Here is an 18,958-nt window from a genome sequence, read left to right as displayed (position 1 = left end):
CATCTTTGCAGGTTGTTTCTTTCTCTCGCCAGATCAAATATTCATTTTCAACGCCTTATCCTATCCACGGTTATTCATCAACTCCTGCCCTTCGCTCCATCAGCCCCGCTCCCGCCTGTACCGCCATCACTTTTCCCGGCTTCCGCCGCTTTCCCTTTGCCTTTGCCTTTCCCAAAAACCTTCACGGCGCTCTTCGCCTTGGCGCTCTTGTCCCATCGGGTCCAGCCCTTGCGGTCTGTCCCTCTGCCTGTTCCGCCTTTACCCTTAGCCATATAACCACTCCGATCTATTATCGTTCATCCCATTAATATGGCCCACATAAGTGGAGCCCCTTCGTCCAATTCGGGCATCCGGGGCTCAATCACTAATTGTTATCACTTCGCACCAGTAATGAAAACCAGTATAACCTACACCAACAGCTTCTAACAACAGCGCCGCTTATCAAATTTCGCCGATTCTATCGACGCAACGAGCCTCCCCCGCTTGACCAGCACCTTCAATTCGACAGCTCCATCCATATTTCCAGGAGCTCATCCAGCTGCGATTGCCTCTCTTCCCGCTCACGCCATCTCGCTTCAAGCAGGACAGCATCGCCCCTGTGATCGAAATGGCGCAGCTCTTCATCGGTACGGGCCAGCTCCGTCTCCAGTGCAGCAATCTCAAGCTCCAGCTGCTCGCGTCTCCGCTCGACCGTCCGGGACGAACCGCTGCTTGCTGCGACGGTTCCTGCTCCCGGCTGCTGCCGATCAGCGGATGCCGTCTTGGCTCCCTGCGTCTCTGCACGCGACGGTGCGCTCTCCTGAATAGGCGGTTCCCCACGCTTTTCTTTAAAATCATCATAATTACCGAGATACGCGGTAATCCTGCCCTGATGCAGCTCCCATACGCGCTTCGCCAGACGGTTAATAAAATAGCGGTCATGGGAAATGGCCAGCACCGTCCCCGGAAAATCCTCCAGCGCTTCCTCCAGCGCTTCACGTGATGCCACGTCAAGATGATTCGTCGGCTCATCCAGCAAAAGCAGGTTCGGCTTCCGCCTCACCAATAATGCCAGCCGCAGACGGGACCATTCACCGCCCGAGAGCATGTTCAGCGGCTTGAAGACGTCCGCGCCATAGAACAAATATTTTGCCAGCACATTCCGCGCCTCGCCTTCCTCCAGTGCGCCCTCCGTGCAAAAAAACTCCAGTACCGTCTGCTTGTTCTCTCCCAGCGGCTCCTGCTGAGCCAAATAACCGATCTCCACACGCGCTCCCCGCACGATCTCGCCTGCATCCGGCTCAGCTTCGCCCAAAAGCAGCTTGAACAGCGTCGTTTTCCCCGAACCGTTATCCCCAAGCAGTACGGCCTTCTCGCCGTAGAGGAGACTTCCCTCAGTACCATCCAAAATCAACCGATCTCCGAATTGCTTCACCACACCTTCGAATGTGATGACCTTACGGCCCGAACGATCAAGGGGAGACAGCTCGAAGTCTGCCGTTTTCCGCTCCAGAACGGGACGCTTTACCGCCTCCATCCGCTCCAATGCTTTTCGCATCGAGGCTGCCCGTTTGAAGAATTTCTCATTTCCGCCGATACGCCCCCATTCCTCAAGCTGGCGGATCGTCTCTTTCATCTTTTTCATCACCTTCTGCTGCTCTTGATACTGCGCGAACTGCTGCAGTAGCCTCTCTTCCTTCTCCTTCATATATCCGCTGTAGTTGGTGAGATACGTATGGGCTTCGCCGTCCTCCAGTTCGATCATTTTTGTGGCTACAGCATCAAGAAAATAACGGTCATGCGATACGATGACACATGCGCCGCCATAGCGCTGAAGGAACTGTTCCAGCCATTCGATGCCCTTGAGATCCAGGTGATTCGTCGGCTCATCCAACAGCAGCAGATCGGGATGGATGACCAGCTGGGATGCCAAAACAACCCTTGTCTTCTCTCCGCCGGACAGACTGCCGAACCTTCGCCGGTCGTGGCTTCGATCGATTTGCAGGCCGCTCGCCACCTGATCAATGGCCGTATCCATTTCATAGCCGCCAGCCTGCTCGAACCGTTCTTGAAGCAGCGCATACATCTTGAGCAGCCGCTCCATCATTTCCGGATCGACTGCCGCTTCTGAGCTGGACATCTGCTGCTCCATCACCGACATTTCCTGCTTGGCGGCCATAAGCTCCCGATAGCCATAGGCCAGCACTTCATATACAGTCAGCTCCTCAAACTCGGCTGGAATTTGCGGCAAATAGCCGATTTGCAAATCCTTCCGGATGGTCAGCATACCCTCATCTGCCTGCTCAAGACCGGAAATTAACCGGAGCAGCGTGGATTTTCCGCTCCCGTTGCGGCCGATCAGACCGACTTTCCCACCTTCATGGAGCTGCAGCGTGATCCCTTCCAGCACCAGGTTTGCCGCATGGTATTTTTTTATCTGTTGAACATTAACAATAATCATCATTAAGAGCCTCCTGTTGGATGAAGACCCCAGCTTGAATACACAAAAAGAGCCGCGGCAACAAGCCCGCGACCCTTAGGATGGTAAAGCTATCCGTGTGGTTAAGGTAGGCGTCTTCTCGCGAATGGTTCAAACGTATAATCTTCATTGGACAGACTGATCCCGTTCGCGGAAAATGCATGAACAATGCCAGCCATAGCAATCGGCAGCTGGCTAATACGGTTGTTAACCATTTCGTGATTCACCTACCTCACCCCCTTCATTGTTCGTAAGTTAAAAATAACACAGACCGTAGGGATATGGCAAATGGGACCTGCGTTTAGTCTGATCAACGTATCCCTATTTCTCAGAAAAGGAAGCTAACTCTGCTTTTTTAATTTGGCTGCTGCCGCTTCTATATTCTCAGCCACTCTAAATTGAACGATTCTGCTTATTAATTCATAAGGCAGCGGCTCATCCAAAGGGAATTGTATGGACCCTTTTGCCCCTTTGTATTTCGATAACTGCTGCTTGAATGCAACAATGCCGCTTGGCGCCGGATAAAATCCAATATGGCTTTTGTAAGCTGCAAAATGCACCAAATTCCCATGCTGCGCGTATGTAGGCATTTGGTAGCTTATCTTCTCCTTTGCATCAGGAGCCGCCTCTTGGATCACTTTCCTTAACGCTTCAAGCACTGCCTGAATCTCGGATGGGAATGTTGAGATGTATTCATCAACAGATTCATACGTGACTTTGTTTCCGTCCATGATTTCTCCTTTCTTGACTCCTATTCGTGACGTTATGAATTTCTAAGTGATTATGATATTAGCTGATAATCCGGCCCTCTTCGATAAACGTGATACGCCAAACTTTAAATAGCTCCTTCAGTTCATTTGATGTTTGACTGATAAAATTCTTAACAATCTCTGGGTGAAAATATGCCGGTTTAATTTTTGGCTCGTTATCATTATTTTGGAGCCAATTTAACTTATTATCCCGATATTGATTTACTTCCAGTTGAGTAACAAAAGGCTCTATTGTATACGCCTTAGCTTGTGTCAATCTTGAAAAGAGATCATCCACATTGTCCATTGACAACAAGAGACCAGCTTCGATCCGGATGCCCATAACACTACGTACCACTCAACCAATACCAATGGTCGTTATATTTCTTGACTTCAATAAATTTTGAGCCAATCAACTGTTGATCAGGTGCATTACCATTGCTTGTATATACAAATCCCGAAAAATTACCTAAAATCCCACGAAACGTGAAAAAAATCACTTCTCTATTATCTGGAGAACCGAGTATGATTACTTCTCCTCCTCCCTTCGACAGATGAGCGTAATTATCTGGCAATACGGCCGTACTCTTATTAATCGAACTTCGGATTTTGCCCTCATCAATTAAATCGACTACTTCAAGACGCTCACTTAAATAACGATGAAAGTCCCTATTAATAATCATTTTGTCCAAAGGAACAAAATAATTTATACCAATAATACTAATGCCGATTAACAACGGTATGGTCTTCTTCTTTTGGAAGTTCTTCAGCGATCTTGCTTTTAATAAATTTATTAATACATATAATAATGAAATACAAACAACTAAATAAAAAAATCCATAAATGATCATTTCTAAAAACGGTTCGAGAATTGGGGTAAGTTCGTAAATTAATCTCCACCGAAATATATTAATATAAAGAACCAGCACTGAGCTTAATGATGCCAATATGGTCAAGAGTACAAACCATGTCATGGATTGCACTTCTTTCCGTGTTGTAGACATTATTCACCTCTGCTCTTGTAGGGTTTGCAAACATACTTATGCTCAAAAAACGAACGCCCCCCTTTACTAATAACCCTCTTACTACTAGGAAGGTTATCTCCTAAAAAAATTATTCATTATCCCTAAGGATTTGATGACCATTATATTTCCATTCTGATCTTTGAACGTATCTTTTATTTTCAGGTAAATACCTGTATTCATTTTTGCTCTTGAAATCCAATCCAGTTTTTTATTCTGATCCAATATTCTTATTGTGCAATCCTCTGTTATTTTAGCACCGGAACATGAAATCTGGTGTTCCTCAAGAAGCCAGTTGATATACCTCTTGTCATTTGGAATGCTGATATTCAAAATAATAATGATAAATAATAAAGCCAATAAAACTCTCACTACATTCTTATTCATATTTATCCTTTCAAAATACGGTGTTTTAAGCTGATATCAATTCCTCACGATTGTAGATCCTAAATGCCCATTAAGTTGAAATAACCAGAATGTTAGCAGTAAATGAACTAAACTAAGACTCCAAAATACAATCCTTTGCTTTTGATAAAGCAATATATAAGTAGAATATAAGTGATATTGGAATCATTATTATCTTCTTCAATTAGTCGCGCCCCTAGAAATATATGATACAAACCCCTTGCTATACATTCTACCGATACCAGAATATTCCTTCCTCATCGATTGTTGAATGTTGAAACAGCAAAAGGGACAGCCCCTCAACAAATTCAGTTTCTTCCGATTGATCATCATTCCCTCAATTGGTAATCCTTCATGAAATGGAAAATTTAGAAAATCAGGTCGTTCTCTTTTATTATAGATATTTTGCAAAAAGCCGGTTGCTTCTTTTCAGAGCAATCGGCTTTTTTTTGCATGAAAGGAAATTATCACTCTCGCTTATATGGAAAACAATGCGGTCATGCGGACGTCTCCGTTACTTAGCGCCAAAATGTAATTTGATCACTGCGCAACCGTACAGATTCATGTCCTTCTGATTGAGCTTTGCCGATGGAAATGATCATGACAGGTACATACCGCTCTTCATCTAAGTCAAACGCTTTTACAATTTGGTCTTGCTCAAAACCAGCCATAGGATTGGTATCATAACCATGTGCGCGAGCCACTAGCATAAGCTGCATGGCAAAGAGGCTTGCGTCAATTTTCGCCACCTCGCTTCTGACTTCTCGTGGTAGATCCGGATACATGCTCATAATTTGTGCCACTTGTTTATCCCGTACGTCCGTCGGCATTTTTCCTTGTCTAACGGCTGTATCATAAATTTCTTCCACATTCAAATGGCTTTGTGTATCACCCAAAATGATTAACATGGCAGATGAAGTATCATTTTGCAACGTATTGAAACGCACCAGCGGGCGCAGTTTATTTTTCCCTTCCGGGGTATGGACAATGACAACACGCCAAGGCTGCATATTTGCGGAAGAGGGGGCCAAACTCGCCTCTGCTATGATGTCATTCAATTCTTCTTCCGGTATTTTAATATTCTCTTCATAATGGCGTACAGTGCGTCGTCCCTTAATGATATTCGAAAAATCATTGTTTTGAATACGGTCCAGCATGTTATCTCTCCTTTTGATAACACCAGATGTTTTTGACATTAGACATGTCACTGGTTATCATGTTTATATTATGAACTATGAACCTAGGTTTATAGCAAATACATCGTGGAAGCCATATAAGCCTTAGTATTGTTATAGGATAATCACATGAGAAGGGAGAGACATATGAAAGCTAATGAGATTTCAAAACTAACAGGGTTGCCGATCTCCACCTTGCGATTTTATGAGCGCAAAAAGTTGATTCCGGTTCCGCTAGTAACTAGAGATGAGAATAATTACCGGGTATATCATGAAGAAGTTATTGATTTACTTGACGATCTGAAAACATTGTTATTAGTAGGTTTTACGATTCAAGAATTGAGTTCGCTAATGAATGAAAACGAGGCTGCTTATGAGGAAAAGAAACACATTGTTACGGGTAAAATTCAGCATATAGAAGACCTTCAGGCGAGTCTGGAAACGTCGAAAACATTTTTACATGATTTGCTGGAGGGCAAGGCAAAGTTTCAAACAAAGTGCAACCATATAAATGAACAAAGCTGATGCAGCCACTTATGGCCAGCATCAAGGAGCCAAACTATTTGCGCCGATTGATTACGAAACGGGTCATGTCATTCACGGGGAAGACTAAGTGATTGTGCTGGATCATTCACGAATTCATCACGCCGAAAAAAAGCCTTAAAAAGCGAAAAACCCTTGATACATAAGGGTTTTTCTTATTATGCGGTCGGACGGATTTGAACCCTCACACCCGCTGAGCACTATCCCCTCAAGCCAGCTTCCTGACTGAAAGTGGCAGTCTCGGGTCCAAGAATTCGAGCTATATTGTTCTAAGTCATCCTTAATTTTTAAATCCAGCCCTCTCTCAAGGAGAATTGAAAGCATTCGTTGCTTGCTCTTCCCGCGAAGTTAGTATTGAATCCTACGTGGATCGCCATCATTCCCAACCTGCCATTTTCAGAGTTTATTTCTCGGATGTGTCCGGCTGAATTTGCTCCCTCGAAAATCCTTGATCAGCCCAAAGGCTGTGGGAGTTAGATTTCATAAATTTCTATATATAAATCAAATATATCCATCATTACCCATTCAATTATATGTCATCCATACTGTATCTCCCAAAACCTCAAACCCCTGTTTAAACCAGAAGTTCCGCGATTTATCCAGCGTATATACGTACATTTTTTTATTGGAATACTTCTCTTTAAGCCAGTTCACAAAAAAAGCGGCATATCCCTTGCCTTCAAATTCCTTCAGAACATCCAACGCTTCAATAAATATAAAATGGGTTCTGTTTTTGATATCAATATAGAAGTCCCTCTCCAGATACTTTTCATCATCATTAAAATAATCCTTTTCCGCCTTGCGGATTAACTGTTTCCCGTTATCGTATTCCCATACCACGCCGTACCCGACCATAGCGGTATCCGCTTCAATGATATAGATGTCTTCTGGTAATTCCGACTTGTCTTTCTTGCTCAATTCTCCTGCATGATAGCCGGATTTCAATTCGCTTAACAGGTTCTGCATACCTGGATCAAATGGTTTTGCGCTAATGGTTGGCATTTGTGAACTCCCTTTGCTGTTTGTTTTTAAAGTGTCATATTATGCCCGTGCCTGGCCAGATACTCTTCCTTCTCCTTATAATCCGGCATCACGCTTCCTACCCGCCGCCAGAATGAACGATCATGATTCATATGCATGAGATGACATAGCTCATGGATGATCACATAATCGATAACTTCAATTGGAGCCATGGCCAAACGATAATTAAAGGTTAATTTTTTATCCGAGCTGCAGCTTCCCCACTTGATTTTAGATTCGACGACCTCCATGGTTTTGGGTTTTACTTTCAGCTGTGCCTGATATATTTTGATCCGTTCCCCTACAATCTTCTTGCAGCTTGCGAAATAGAATTTCTTCAGACTGCTTTTAAGCTCTTCTTCATTTAAATCCCCGGTCTCTATAAGCTCATGAAGAAAATAATATTTGCCAAGATGCAGGAACTTCCCGTTGTCTTGATAATCTCTTATCCCTGAGGTATCCCGGGCCTTCGCAATGGATTGTAATTTATCCAAAATCCTTCGCCCATGATGTTCCACAGCCCTCATAATTATTTCATCACCTGTATGATTAGGAGCCCTAACGGTTATGTGGCCCAAAGAATCGATTTGAATCGAAATCTTTTCTCTGCTTCCATATTGAACATTAAATTCGATTGTATGAGCTTCAAAATCAATCTTCATAATCACCATCGTTCCTGTAGGGTTATTTCTCATGTTTCCCTTTTTCTCTTTCCCCTATTATATCAAGACATATTCTGTTTAGGCAGGCTTATATCGGCGGAGTGGCAGGCTGGGAGGAAGGTTTGATAAGCTTCCCGGATTCGTTCGCCCAGGTTCCCCCATTCTGCGAGCGGCATTCGCATGGATGAGCCCTCTTTTGTCAGGAGGCAAGGCAAATTAAGCGGAAACGCGGAATTGCCTCCGGCGTCTGGTCGTACTGCTCCATCTGTTCGTCAAGCTAGTTGATCGCCCCGCACCGGGAACAACATATTCCCGGTTATTTTAATTTTTTTTTGGAATCTGTCGATTTTATCCTATCTCATACGTTGTCTTCATAGAGGCTGACAAGACAGTCCACAAAACAAGGGATGAAAGGAAGTTATGAGATGGCAAAACACACCACTTATATTATGTCGGAGGACGCTAGAGCTCAAGCTGAGTTCTACACTCATGCGCTCGGTGGAGAGATTATGTCCGTTATGACGCATGGGCAGCTTCCTGAAGCAAGGGAAGAGCTTAAGGACAAAGTCGTTAACTTGAGTCTGATGGCAGGAGGAATTAATTTCTTAATGTCCGATTCCGTATTTGAGCCGATTATTCGGGGAAACGCCATAAATTTGAGTCTCGAGTTTGCAACAGAAGCCGAAGCCCGCGAAGCCTTCGATAAACTGGCTGAGGGCGGCAATGTGAAGTGCCCGCTTGAGCCGGCGTTCTGGGGAGCCTTGTTCGGACAAATCGAAGACAAATACGGCATCATGTGGATGATCACCACCGCGGGACCGACTGCCTGAAATAAAAGCAAGCGCAAAAGCCCGCCCCGAAAATAATATCGGGGAGGGCTTTTTTTCATGAATAGGATCTTCAACCTATACCTTGAAAATCACTTTTCCCTCCATCTTGTACATTGTGTTAATCATTGTCCATAATTTTTTGCAATCGATTTGCAACCCATTCAATGTCATAGCCTACTTCCTTAAGAATCACGGTATTGTAGATTTCTTCTAATCCAATGCGGAGCATATAGCAATAGATTCGTTCTTTGGACTCGGGAGACGCAATATACCGTTGAGTAATTTGTTGAACAAGCGGCTGAAGCTTATCTTCATTCCAGAACAAGATATTTGCCTTGTCATACAGATGGTCTCCATATAACGCAAGACTCCAATCTATAATTCCTGAAATTTGATCGTCTTTTGCCAACAGGTTGAATGAGCCCAGATCCCCATGAACCATATTTTTTTCCCTCAATGTGACACTGCTAATATGAGCCTTTAGTTCCTGAATGGCATTTTTTACTACTTCCGAGTCTAATCCATTACTCTCCAAGGCCGACCAATTATAAATATTTTCGTTATAGACTGCCTTAATAAAATCTAACCACGAGGGATAAATCGCATGTCCCGTTTTGTCAAAACGTCCATATCCTTCCGACTCAGTCACATCAACTTTTTCCAGAGCTTCCAAGGTTTTTATTACGGCAGGAACAATATCAAGTAACTCTTGACTGTTTAAATCAAACAATTTGTTTCCTTCTATAAATTTTGAAAAGGAGTAAACAAGCTCGTTCCCAGTCACGTGTACCTCTAACACTTTGCGCACCGGGAGAATGGTATGAATATTTTTATCGATCCATTTTTCTTTTTCATATGCTTCCAGGCTATTTCCTGCCTGGAAAATCAAGCGATTTTCGCCTTCCTGAAAGGAGTAGGTTTGTGAAACCAGCCCGCCGTGAAGCTCTTTAATATTTAATGCAGCGGGATATTGCTTTTTGATCAGAGCCCCAATTTCCACCTCAGTTAACTTCTTTATCATTGGAAACGCTCCTTTAAAAAAGATTTTTCCTAACAGCAATTCGTCTAAGGAGAGCTCATAAATATGGCTTAACTTAATAATGGAATCAATGTCAGGATAGTTTTTACCGACTTCCCAATTGGACAGCGTTTGTCTTGTAATATTCATCTTTTCTGCTATTTCTTCCTGGGTAAATCCTGCTTTTTTTCTTCTTGCCTTTAGCTTTTCACCAATATTCATAACATCTTCTCCTTATGTAGATTTTCTCATGTCTGATGGAAAAAGCCAGCAAGGGATTATTGCTTATTTAATTTTTAAAACCTGAATGGATACAGAATACTCAATATTAAAATTACCCCATTGAACTGGTTCAACGGGGTCTTTTGCTGCCCGACAGAATCTTCGTCCGCATGCCAGTTCAATGTCTTATAACACTTTATTTAAGACGCCTGCGGTAACGCTGCAGCAAAGGCTGCCGTTCGTCGGCAGCCTTCGTCATGACGCTATCGCAATCCGTACCGCTGAAAGTCTTACTACCATAGGCTTAAGCCGTTTCCCCTAACATTATTCACCATACACTAATCTGTACTTTACCCTTTTAATGAAAGGAGCCTCTTATGAAAATTCCTGTATCCGGATTCGTATTGAACTCCGGAGATGATGACGATACTCATCATTCACACAAGCTTTATATAACGTCTTGGAATGGAAATCCTGTTCATGTTCATTCCTTGTCCGGTATAACTTCTATAAATAACGGACATTCCCATCAATATGCAAGCTGGACTGCCCCTGCCCCGACTGGTGTTCCTCACGTACACGGCTATAATACCGTTACTTCCTTGAATCAAGGCCATACCCACCACATCCAGGGAACTACCGGCCCCGCCATTGCTCTTCCCGGCGGTGGGCATTATCACTTATTTGAGGGGTTTACGACAATAGACGGCAGTCGTCCCCATTCGCATGCCTACAGCGGGCGGACAGGTAATGAAGTCAATAGTCGATAAGTTGTTTTCCAAACATGAAGGACATGATCTTGGTTTTTCTCCAATACGTCCTTCATGTCTGTACGATTGACCCGAATACATGGCATATGTTGTTGCCGTAAATCTGCTCGCCATTCACCAAAAGGCGGTTTTCCAACATTTCTTCTTTGGACAGGCTCTACAGAACCGCTTCTTAGAAAAACCCGACCTTATTCGTCGGGACATTCACCCGCTCTGGCCGCAATAATGACGGATAAATACTCCTGGATCATTTCCCGGGTAACATTCATTTCGATCAGATATAAGTCTGCCAATGTTTTCTTAAACTGCAGAAGGGTTTCCCGATCATTCGCTTCTGCAGGTACAGGCGTATATTCCACCAAAAAAACAGTTCTTGCAACATCGTACAAAAAATCTCCGCGGCATACATTCATGAAGTCTATCACCACGGTATCTTCATTAGACAGCAATATATTTCCCGGATGAAAATCTCCATGACAAAGCGTATTTCCTTCTTTCAAATTATCCAGGAATGCTAATGCTCCTTCCTGTTCCATTAAATTAAGCGATTGCGCGTTTAATATATTGGATCTTAAAAATTCCTTGTAATCCGGTACATTGCGGGCATTGTTCTGAACGATTGTTTTATGCAGCCTCGCCATATATTCTGCACAGCCCTGAAGGTCGCCTGTTTTCAAAACCCAATCCCGCAGGGATTCGCCCTCCACTCTGTCATAGACAATACCCGTTCGCTCTTCACAGCTAATAATTTCATAGGCCTTTGGCTTTGCAAAGTTCATATCATTAATTGCCTTTGCGTTTTGAAACTCTCTTTCTACCGCATTTTTTGGATAGCCATGAACGAAAAGCTTAAGCACTGTACCTTCTTCCCATTCATATACAGTTGCCGTATTGCCTTCACCCATTATTCTTCCATATTTCATTCATGTCACCCTGCCTTTAATAGCATTAATGGTAGGTAATATAAGATTCTCTTCTGAGTTTCACATCGTCCCATCGTCTATTATTCATAATGCCTCAGAGTCCAGTTATCGGGATCTCTATAAGATTACCAAACTTTCCCTAAAGAAAAAACAAGCATCCTGTTTATATCCCTCACCCGTACAGCAACCTCCTCCACGTTTGTTGAAGAGACAGTTCCAACACATAGGATAAGCAAATGTAAGGGACGCTTAAACCCTATATGCTGCTCCATCGGGCAGCTTCGGGAATAGGATAAGCCCGTTTTTCTAGATCTTACGATTTATTTTTTAAGTATGGTAAATAGAACCATATGGTGCAAACCCTCGCCGTCTTATTGACAATAAAATTAAATTCTTTTAATGTTAAATTCGGATTAAATTATATAAGCATAAAATATGTTTATTATTGGAAGGGGATTACTGTTTCATGAGTACTTTCGTATTGGTTCATGGATCATGGCACGGAGCATGGTGCTGGGATAAAATTACCCCTTCGCTGCAAAATGCAGGTCATCGAGTCATCGCCATAGACTTGCCTGGACATGGGTTAGATACAACACCGGTACAAGAGGTTACCTTTAAAGACTACACGGACCGCCTTTGCAGCGTTTTAGACAACGAGTCTGAAAAGGTAATTTTGGTAGGGCACAGCTCGGGTGGACATGCCATCTCCCAGACAGCCGAGTACCGCCCGGAAAAAATTCAAACGCTTGTGTATCTATGCGCATATCTTCCAAAAAATGAGCAGACCGTACTTCAAATCGCTCAAAGTGAGCAAAGAGATACAACTTCCGATACGCCTTCTGCCGTTTTGCTTAGCGACGATCAAACATACATGTCACTCAACGGAGATTTCGTCAAGGCGAGCTTTTATGACGATTGCTCAGATGAGGACGTACTTTTTGCCAAAGAAAGGATTTGCCCTGATCCGATGGGGCCTTTCATCACGCCTGTCCATCTAACGGACGATAATTTTGGATCGATTCCACGGGTATATATTGAAACCCTCAAAGATAAAGCGATCTCGATTGGTTTGCAAAGACAAATGTACGCCCAGTCTCCTTGCAAAGAAGTCATCACCATGGATACGGCTCACTCGCCGTTCTTCTCGCAGCCGGAAGTTCTAACCTCTCATTTGAACCATATAGCCCAAACTTCAAACGAGTAGGTAACGGCGCCGGGTATGATCGTACAGCGGCTGGCTGCCCCCCGGTCAGCCCGATCGAATCCGCTGCAGCGCAAAAAGCCGGCTGCTCTGAATAATCAGAGCGACCGGCCATTATTTGTATGAGAAGGGAATGTCGCAGGATACGGCGTTCCCTCATCCTCCTGAATATTATTAGCGCAGCGCAAGCTCCGCCGCGATCACCACCGGGCAATTCAGAGGCGTGGCTGCAACGCCCATTGCTGTGCGTGCGTGCCTAGCAATATCCTCACCGAATAATTCGGTGAGCAGCATGGAGCTGCCATTCACCACATTGGTCGTTCGATCAAAGCCCGGTGCAGACAGGACAAAACCGTCAACCCGGAGCCAAGCGGCAATATGGTCCAAATCCCCAATTGCGCGTTTAACGCTCCCCAGCATGGCCAGTGTTGCAAGTCTCGCGGCCTCTGTAGCTTGCTCCGGCGTAACCTCGGCTCCTACCCGGCCGAACGGACCGATTACACTGCCGTCAGCCGCTTGCGGGCCATGTCCCGATATATACACCCTATTGCCGTGGACGCGTGCCCATGCAAAATGAATGCGGACATCCGGCGGAACTTTAGCAGGCTCCGGCAGATATAGTCCCAATGCCTGGATTCGATTTTCAATTTCCATATCTTTAGCTCCTCTCATTTATTGAATATCTTACCATATGCTATTATCTCATAGTCAAATTGACGAATGCTCCGCGATCTCCGGTGTGCTGTACACTGTCGCCAGCTGACTGCATAGATTTCAAATTGTTACATAGAAAAAAAGTTATACAGGAAACGTCTCAAATGAGCGCTAACTGGCATGAAAAAACCTCCAGATTGGAGGTGAATGAGTTATTTATTTTCATAACGTACTAAGCCGTAGTTTATAAAAATACTGCACAATTGGATGCTTTAACTTCATCTTCTCTGTCATGTTTAAAATTCGCTTTTTTCCAACTCGTCTGTCCACCAAAGCTAGAATATTCAATAAGATATCATTGCTCTCTATGCTTTCCTCTATAGAAGTGGATAAAAACTTATTAGCTACAACGATAAAATTTGATTTACTTAATGATGACTGTGCTGACAAAAGCTCCTTTGCATATTCTGATATTTTTCTGCTTCTTGCCATTACTTTTAGACGATCCTCCGGAACTATTCCCTTGGTATCTTTTCTGACCGCTTCAATTTCTTCATTGTTGATAGGAATTTGGATATCTGAATCATTCTTAATTTCCAGCTCCGTCTGATACCATCTGATCAAGGTAGTTATGTCACTCATATTGAGTACGTTCTTTTTATCTACCGTAATATAACAAAGTCCGGCTTTATCGGGTAAATAACGGTAGCTGGTTGAACGGTATTCGACCCTTCCATATAACGCAGGACAGAGAAAACTCTCCAGATGTTGCTTCAATTTGCTCCAGGACATGTATCCTCCTATGTTCCATATTATAAAAACCTCTATAGAGGCAGTCTCTCTATTATCCATAATACAATAACCAACACATCGATCATACTAAATACAAGCAACCTTGCGTTTCTCAATTTTCTTCTGAATTCGAACCCCCATCTCTGAGTATATGTTCGCATGAAAAAAACCTCCCGATGAGGAGGAAGATAGGTGTTTGGAACGCATGTATGGAGCTTCGTTTAAATGCCTCAGCTGCTTATTTACCTCATTCAATTCCTCTTTAGCATGCGTAATTTTCACATTTGCTCGTCAAAGCCTACCGCTGAACCGTTTGATCGCTTCCTCGGTCACCGGCTCGAAGAGGTTAACGAGGTTGCCGTCGGGATCGCGGAAAAGTACAGAACGGTTCCCCCACGGCATCGTGGTCGGTTCCTTTACCCAATCATCGACAAATGGCTTCAAGCGCGCGTATTCGGCTTCGACATCGTCGACGCGGAACTCGATGATGACAGAGTGATTGTTGGCCGCCACTACGGAACCAGCGCCGAATAGTTGCGCCGTCTGGGAGTGGCCGATTGCCAGGGTGCATGATGGCACAACGAGTTCGGCAAAAACGGGCGCGGGGCGCTCCGCCGAAACACCCATGACTTTCTCATAGAACTCGACGAGACGATCCACGTCGTCGGTAATGATGCGCACAGAAGCGAAATTCACAAGATATCATCCTTCCTATAATTAATGATACAATGCCGTATCATATCGTGGGCCAGAACCAGCGAAGCTTCCTTAATGGGCATAATAGCTGTAAAAAATAGATAGGCTATGTCCCCCAACCGATGCAAGACGTACTTCGCATTTATTCTCACCACTCCTTTATGTTTACATACCCGATTATAAAACAACGCTACTGACAACGTTATGTCAGTAGCGTTTTAACATTTTTTGAGCTTCCTCACGAATCCGATTTCGGAATGATTCAGGTTCCAATACGATCACACCCGCTCCCCAGCCAAGCACCCACTCCAGCAATTCATCCAGTTGACGAACGCGTAAGACCACATGCAATCCATCTTGATGCTCTTCCAGATCCTCCATGTAATGATTGTTCGATTCCTTCACCTTATCTGCGATGTCATGGTTAAATCGAAGGCGAACCCGTAAGTGGCGATCATCCGGAGGGCTATACTCCCTTAAGTTAAAATGCGCCGGTAGTTCGAATCGTTCTTCCAGATCGATAAGTTCGGTCATTCGGGACAAACGGAAATGGCGAATGTCTTGGCGTAGATCGCAACGGGCCACGAGCATCCAAGATCCTTCAACGAGTACCAGGCCATAGGGAGCGACGGTACGATCACTATGGTGATTCCCCTTGGAATCCCCAATCCCTTTCGAATAATGAAATCTGATCTTTCGTTCATCTAATATCGCTCGACGGATCTTTTCGAAATATTCCTTTTCTTTTGACTGCGCGAACCGTTTACCGGGATTGAGCAAGCGCAGCGCCTTGCGCACACGAGAGGTCTCATTGCGAACGCTCTCCGATAGAATGGCCTCGATTTTCCTCCGAGCGGCCTGAGCCTTGACACGATACTCATCATCAAATCGCTGCTCGATAAAGTCCGTTCCTATAAGCAAGGTTACGGCTTCTTCTACTGTGAAACTGATCGGCGGCAGGAAATAGCCTTTCATCAAAGAATATCCTGTGCCTGGGGTACCTATAATCGGTACGCCCGTTTCACTAAGTGCCTGAATGTCACGATAGATGGTCCGCACGCTGGTTTCGAATAGGTCCGCCAAATCTTCGCCCTTTACCACTTCTCTGCTTTGCAGCTCCAGCACGATGGCTAATAAACGGTCTGTTTTGTTCATTGGCTGCCCCCTTGAAACTTAATGCTGTTCACCAAAAACTTGCCATCACTTGTGGCAAGGTTCACCGCGATTTGCCTTAACTGCTCGTTAGTCTAATAATACACCTAAGTGTACAGAGACATTAAAATTCAATGCATTTGAGCGGTACTGTCACATCTCATTTTCGAACCATCAATATTAAGCATTCCACATGCCCCGTATGCTGAAACATTCTGACTTGGGATGTTATCTCTGTTGCTATCCGCTGGAACCTTGATATGACGAGCTCCTGTGTCGCTTAAGCTCTTTACAATTATATAGAATGTTGGCACTATCAGTCAGACCCTTAGCGAGCCACGGAACCCCCTGGCAGCATAGTAGGAATCTGCTCCATTGTGGTATACAAAGACAGTATCGTAGCGGCGATCACAAAAGATGGCCCCGCCGAGTTTTCTGATATTGGCAGGCGTTTTCACCCAACTTGATGTTTTCGTATCGAAATTTCCAAGCTTCTGCAGCTCCCGGTATTGTTCTTCCGTTAAAAGCTCAATGCCCATGGCAGCAGCCATATCAATCGCGTTGTTTTCGGGTTTATGTTCTTTCCTTGACTCCAGCCCTTCACGGTCGTAACAAACACTTCTGCGGCCTTTGGGACTCTCCGCTGAACAATCACAAATAATGTATTCGCCTGTCTCATTATCATGACCTACAACATCCGGTTCGCCGCCAGTTCTTTCCATTTCATTGAGCGACCACAGTTTTTCAATATTCGCTTCAAGCTTTATTAGTATTTTTGTCCATTCAAGACTTTTATGGCGGTTCATGTATTTATCAAAACGGGTTTTCAATGCTCGGAGTAGTTCTTCTTGTTGTTCTGGTGACAACTTTTGTTTATTGTTGACTTCACTTTTCTTGGTCATGTTAGTTTCCCCCTTAATGTTTTTACTTAGATTGGGAACGTATGATCTAACGGGTTTTTGCCCAAGGCTTTCTTGTTCCATCAATTTTACATTAAATATTTAACGAATCAAACGAAACGTTCGCGATGAACCCATCATAGGATATAATTCGAATGTCCTTTGGAGGTCTTCCCCTTGTTTCTCGTCCGGTGGAAATAGGTTTTTTATAATTTTCCATTGAGCATCGTGAACTATATATTCGGCATTAGATAGTTGGAATAATTTTCTGGACAATGAAAGCAGAGTCGTATATCGTAAAATTATAACTCTACATGGAAATTACTGGAATTGTAAGAAAACGATTGTCTCGAGCAGAATCAAAAACAAGAATGCTTCTCAACAGAGAGTTGCAACCACACATATAAGGAAGGTAGGAAGATAAGATGGGAGATATCACCCCTATAACAAAAGGAGTTACTCCAACAATTTTTAAGAAAATTTCAGCTTGGGCTCTATTGACCGTATCTGGCATTGTAGGAATGATCGTTTCGATGGTCGCGACAATATACTTTGCTGGAAGTTCAGGGAATAGAATAATCGCTTTTGTAGCCGGGATAGTTATTCTTGTTATCATTGCAGGTGGAGGTGGGTATTTCACCGGACGAATGTTAAAGGGAAATCAGGTACGGTCAAACAGGAAATACTCCATGTTTTCTGCTGGAATAGCTCTACTTTTGTCCGCATCGCTCATGTTCGGTTTCCTTTATGCTCCTGTCGAATCAAATCCAATGCAACCGAGCGATAATGTACATTACTGGGATTTATCCACTGGTTCACGAATTGCGTATACACATATCTCCGAGAATGTGGATAAGCCATATCCCGTTTTACTCGTTCATGGGGGCGCAGGCGCACCCTCTTTGGAGAACGATGATTATGCTAATGCCCTTGCCAAAGAAGGGTATGACGTATACAACTACCACCAAGTCGGTGCCGGCCTTTCCAGTCGGCATAATCCAGATGAATATACTGTAGATAGACAAGTACAGGATTTGGAAGCCATCCGTAAACAATTGAATGCGGATAAAGTGATTTTAGTCGGTGAATCCTGGGGCGGAACCTTGACTGCAAACTACATGGCGGCTTACCCTAACGTTGAGAAGGCTGTCTTTCTGTCCCCAGGAGGTATCTGGCTTAGAAATAACAGTGATATTGGACCTAAATTAAATGAAGCCGGACAAAAGGATCAAAGTGAAGTAGTTTCAGCAAATTTACGCTTTACCCTAGCTCAAATCATTTCTCAAGCGGGAAGCACACAAGGTCTATACGTCTTGATGCCTGAAAAATCACTCGATGGATTATACGAAAGTTTTGTAGATATGCTTAACATGGAACCGAGTAATCCGAATCCAGATACGAATGAGGTCTCTCCTTCCGAAGGGTTTGGTTTCTGGGTTAATGTGAAAATGGCATTGGATTCTCAGAAAGTCCCAGATCCGCGGCCAGCCTTGAAAAAGGATACAACACAAGTCTTAATCATTCGTGGACAATATGATTATATTGCCTGGGAGCAGACCCGTGAATTCCGGGATACATTCCAGAACTCCAGGCTACTGCCAATTAAGGGGCTTGGACACGTAATCACTAAGCCCTACCAGCAGACTTACACTGATGCCATTGTTAAATTTTTGAATGGTGAGGAGTTTCCTATCGAACCCTATACCGGGATAGAAGATCCTTTTTCTGTTCAATAACTTTTGAATGAACCCGAGTTTGACAGTA

20 protein-coding genes are annotated in these 18,958 nt (G+C 43.9%); 5 read left to right on the top strand and 15 right to left on the bottom strand.

What is annotated here, in order from left to right; all coding sequences use genetic code 11:
* Positions 1–77: 77 nt before the first annotated feature.
* The 6 genes from AC0YOA_RS18145 to AC0YOA_RS18120 form a co-directional block, all read right to left on the bottom strand.
* Positions 78–272: a DUF3934 family protein gene (locus tag AC0YOA_RS18145; RefSeq protein ID WP_475769909.1), complete on the bottom strand. Its 195-nt coding sequence runs from the start codon at positions 270–272 to the stop codon at positions 78–80.
* Positions 273–496: 224 nt separating this feature from the next.
* On the bottom strand, positions 497–2,440 hold the full coding sequence (locus tag AC0YOA_RS18140; RefSeq protein ID WP_475787977.1) for an ABC-F family ATP-binding cassette domain-containing protein: 1,944 nt from the start codon (positions 2,438–2,440) through the stop codon (positions 497–499).
* Positions 2,441–2,799: 359 nt separating this feature from the next.
* Positions 2,800–3,189, bottom strand: a complete 390-nt coding sequence (locus tag AC0YOA_RS18135) for an iron chaperone (RefSeq protein ID WP_475787768.1) — start codon at positions 3,187–3,189, stop codon at positions 2,800–2,802.
* Between the two features lie 58 nt (positions 3,190–3,247).
* A complete protein-coding gene (locus AC0YOA_RS18130; RefSeq protein WP_475787767.1) occupies positions 3,248–3,550 on the bottom strand; it encodes a hypothetical protein in 303 nt (100 codons plus the stop codon).
* 4 nt (positions 3,551–3,554) lie between these two features.
* Positions 3,555–4,211, bottom strand: coding sequence for a hypothetical protein (locus tag AC0YOA_RS18125; RefSeq protein ID WP_475787766.1), 657 nt, complete (start codon positions 4,209–4,211; stop codon positions 3,555–3,557).
* A gap of 941 nt (positions 4,212–5,152) precedes the next feature.
* Positions 5,153–5,791 (bottom strand): nitroreductase family protein, encoded by a 639-nt coding sequence (locus AC0YOA_RS18120; protein ID WP_475769905.1) that lies wholly within the window; start codon positions 5,789–5,791, stop codon positions 5,153–5,155.
* Between the two features lie 165 nt (positions 5,792–5,956).
* Here AC0YOA_RS18120 and AC0YOA_RS18115 point away from each other — a divergent pair, with 165 nt between their 5' ends.
* Entirely contained in the window at positions 5,957–6,334 is a 378-nt protein-coding gene (locus AC0YOA_RS18115; protein ID WP_475769904.1) for a MerR family transcriptional regulator, read from the top strand.
* Positions 6,335–6,877: 543 nt separating this feature from the next.
* On the opposite strand, the gene AC0YOA_RS18110 is transcribed toward AC0YOA_RS18115, so the two are convergent.
* Positions 6,878–7,354: a GNAT family N-acetyltransferase gene (locus tag AC0YOA_RS18110; protein WP_475787765.1), complete on the bottom strand. Its 477-nt coding sequence runs from the start codon at positions 7,352–7,354 to the stop codon at positions 6,878–6,880.
* Between the two features lie 26 nt (positions 7,355–7,380).
* Positions 7,381–8,034, bottom strand: coding sequence for a M48 family metallopeptidase (locus AC0YOA_RS18105; protein ID WP_475787976.1), 654 nt, complete (start codon positions 8,032–8,034; stop codon positions 7,381–7,383).
* Between the two features lie 425 nt (positions 8,035–8,459).
* Here AC0YOA_RS18105 and AC0YOA_RS18100 point away from each other — a divergent pair, with 425 nt between their 5' ends.
* Complete coding sequence (locus AC0YOA_RS18100) at positions 8,460–8,864, top strand: VOC family protein (RefSeq protein ID WP_475787764.1); 405 nt, start codon at positions 8,460–8,462, stop codon at positions 8,862–8,864.
* A gap of 118 nt (positions 8,865–8,982) precedes the next feature.
* Here the strand turns inward: AC0YOA_RS18100 and AC0YOA_RS18095 are convergent, their stop codons facing one another.
* Complete coding sequence (locus AC0YOA_RS18095; RefSeq protein WP_475787763.1) at positions 8,983–10,104, bottom strand: helix-turn-helix domain-containing protein; 1,122 nt, start codon at positions 10,102–10,104, stop codon at positions 8,983–8,985.
* A gap of 377 nt (positions 10,105–10,481) precedes the next feature.
* On the opposite strand from AC0YOA_RS18095, the gene AC0YOA_RS18090 reads away from it, so the two are divergent.
* Complete coding sequence (locus AC0YOA_RS18090; protein WP_475787762.1) at positions 10,482–10,874, top strand: YmaF family protein; 393 nt, start codon at positions 10,482–10,484, stop codon at positions 10,872–10,874.
* Between the two features lie 188 nt (positions 10,875–11,062).
* On the opposite strand, the gene AC0YOA_RS18085 is transcribed toward AC0YOA_RS18090, so the two are convergent.
* The gene (locus AC0YOA_RS18085) at positions 11,063–11,797 is read right to left on the bottom strand and encodes a phosphotransferase family protein (RefSeq protein ID WP_475787761.1); all 735 of its coding nucleotides are present in this window, start codon (positions 11,795–11,797) and stop codon (positions 11,063–11,065) included.
* A 466-nt stretch (positions 11,798–12,263) separates the two neighbouring features.
* On the opposite strand from AC0YOA_RS18085, the gene AC0YOA_RS18080 reads away from it, so the two are divergent.
* On the top strand, positions 12,264–13,004 hold the full coding sequence (locus tag AC0YOA_RS18080) for an alpha/beta fold hydrolase (protein ID WP_475787760.1): 741 nt from the start codon (positions 12,264–12,266) through the stop codon (positions 13,002–13,004).
* Between the two features lie 171 nt (positions 13,005–13,175).
* Here AC0YOA_RS18080 and AC0YOA_RS18075 read toward each other — a convergent pair whose 3' ends face one another.
* From AC0YOA_RS18075 to AC0YOA_RS18055, 5 genes are all read right to left on the bottom strand, one after another.
* Positions 13,176–13,655 carry a RidA family protein gene (locus tag AC0YOA_RS18075; protein WP_210044765.1) on the bottom strand — a complete coding sequence of 160 codons (480 nt, stop codon included), beginning with the start codon at positions 13,653–13,655 and terminating at the stop codon, positions 13,176–13,178.
* A gap of 222 nt (positions 13,656–13,877) precedes the next feature.
* Positions 13,878–14,447, bottom strand: a complete 570-nt coding sequence (locus AC0YOA_RS18070) for an SF0329 family protein (RefSeq protein ID WP_475787759.1) — start codon at positions 14,445–14,447, stop codon at positions 13,878–13,880.
* A 291-nt stretch (positions 14,448–14,738) separates the two neighbouring features.
* A complete protein-coding gene (locus AC0YOA_RS18065; RefSeq protein WP_475787758.1) occupies positions 14,739–15,143 on the bottom strand; it encodes a VOC family protein in 405 nt (134 codons plus the stop codon).
* A 207-nt stretch (positions 15,144–15,350) separates the two neighbouring features.
* The gene (locus AC0YOA_RS18060; RefSeq protein ID WP_475787757.1) at positions 15,351–16,298 is read right to left on the bottom strand and encodes a helix-turn-helix transcriptional regulator; all 948 of its coding nucleotides are present in this window, start codon (positions 16,296–16,298) and stop codon (positions 15,351–15,353) included.
* Between the two features lie 317 nt (positions 16,299–16,615).
* Positions 16,616–17,197 carry a DUF4256 domain-containing protein gene (locus tag AC0YOA_RS18055; protein ID WP_475769894.1) on the bottom strand — a complete coding sequence of 194 codons (582 nt, stop codon included), beginning with the start codon at positions 17,195–17,197 and terminating at the stop codon, positions 16,616–16,618.
* Positions 17,198–17,619: 422 nt separating this feature from the next.
* Here AC0YOA_RS18055 and AC0YOA_RS18050 point away from each other — a divergent pair, with 422 nt between their 5' ends.
* The gene (locus AC0YOA_RS18050; RefSeq protein WP_475787756.1) at positions 17,620–18,930 is read left to right on the top strand and encodes an alpha/beta fold hydrolase; all 1,311 of its coding nucleotides are present in this window, start codon (positions 17,620–17,622) and stop codon (positions 18,928–18,930) included.
* The last annotated feature ends 28 nt before the right edge of the window (positions 18,931–18,958 follow it).

The organism is Paenibacillus sp. JT22N12 (assembly GCF_056269365.1).
Note: the sequence above shows the minus strand (reverse complement) of the source record. Positions and strands in the feature narration are given on the sequence as shown.

Excerpts from the sequence above, each read along its gene's own strand:
- AC0YOA_RS18145 (WP_475769909.1), bottom strand. The coding sequence starts at position 272 with ATGGCTAAGGGTAAAGGCGGAACAGGCAGAGGGACAGACCGCAAGGGC.
- AC0YOA_RS18140 (WP_475787977.1), bottom strand. The coding sequence starts at position 2,440 with ATGATTATTGTTAATGTTCAACAGATAAAAAAATACCATGCGGCAAAC.
- AC0YOA_RS18135 (WP_475787768.1), bottom strand. The coding sequence starts at position 3,189 with ATGGACGGAAACAAAGTCACGTATGAATCTGTTGATGAATACATCTCA.
- AC0YOA_RS18130 (WP_475787767.1), bottom strand. The coding sequence starts at position 3,550 with ATGGGCATCCGGATCGAAGCTGGTCTCTTGTTGTCAATGGACAATGTG.
- AC0YOA_RS18125 (WP_475787766.1), bottom strand. The coding sequence starts at position 4,211 with ATGTCTACAACACGGAAAGAAGTGCAATCCATGACATGGTTTGTACTC.
- AC0YOA_RS18120 (WP_475769905.1), bottom strand. The coding sequence starts at position 5,791 with ATGCTGGACCGTATTCAAAACAATGATTTTTCGAATATCATTAAGGGA.
- AC0YOA_RS18115 (WP_475769904.1), top strand. The coding sequence starts at position 5,957 with ATGAAAGCTAATGAGATTTCAAAACTAACAGGGTTGCCGATCTCCACC.
- AC0YOA_RS18110 (WP_475787765.1), bottom strand. The coding sequence starts at position 7,354 with ATGCCAACCATTAGCGCAAAACCATTTGATCCAGGTATGCAGAACCTG.
- AC0YOA_RS18105 (WP_475787976.1), bottom strand. The coding sequence starts at position 8,034 with ATGAAGATTGATTTTGAAGCTCATACAATCGAATTTAATGTTCAATAT.
- AC0YOA_RS18100 (WP_475787764.1), top strand. The coding sequence starts at position 8,460 with ATGGCAAAACACACCACTTATATTATGTCGGAGGACGCTAGAGCTCAA.
- AC0YOA_RS18095 (WP_475787763.1), bottom strand. The coding sequence starts at position 10,104 with ATGAATATTGGTGAAAAGCTAAAGGCAAGAAGAAAAAAAGCAGGATTT.
- AC0YOA_RS18090 (WP_475787762.1), top strand. The coding sequence starts at position 10,482 with ATGAAAATTCCTGTATCCGGATTCGTATTGAACTCCGGAGATGATGAC.
- AC0YOA_RS18085 (WP_475787761.1), bottom strand. The coding sequence starts at position 11,797 with ATGAAATATGGAAGAATAATGGGTGAAGGCAATACGGCAACTGTATAT.
- AC0YOA_RS18080 (WP_475787760.1), top strand. The coding sequence starts at position 12,264 with ATGAGTACTTTCGTATTGGTTCATGGATCATGGCACGGAGCATGGTGC.
- AC0YOA_RS18075 (WP_210044765.1), bottom strand. The coding sequence starts at position 13,655 with ATGGAAATTGAAAATCGAATCCAGGCATTGGGACTATATCTGCCGGAG.
- AC0YOA_RS18070 (WP_475787759.1), bottom strand. The coding sequence starts at position 14,447 with ATGTCCTGGAGCAAATTGAAGCAACATCTGGAGAGTTTTCTCTGTCCT.
- AC0YOA_RS18060 (WP_475787757.1), bottom strand. The coding sequence starts at position 16,298 with ATGAACAAAACAGACCGTTTATTAGCCATCGTGCTGGAGCTGCAAAGC.
- AC0YOA_RS18055 (WP_475769894.1), bottom strand. The coding sequence starts at position 17,197 with ATGACCAAGAAAAGTGAAGTCAACAATAAACAAAAGTTGTCACCAGAA.
- AC0YOA_RS18050 (WP_475787756.1), top strand. The coding sequence starts at position 17,620 with ATGGGAGATATCACCCCTATAACAAAAGGAGTTACTCCAACAATTTTT.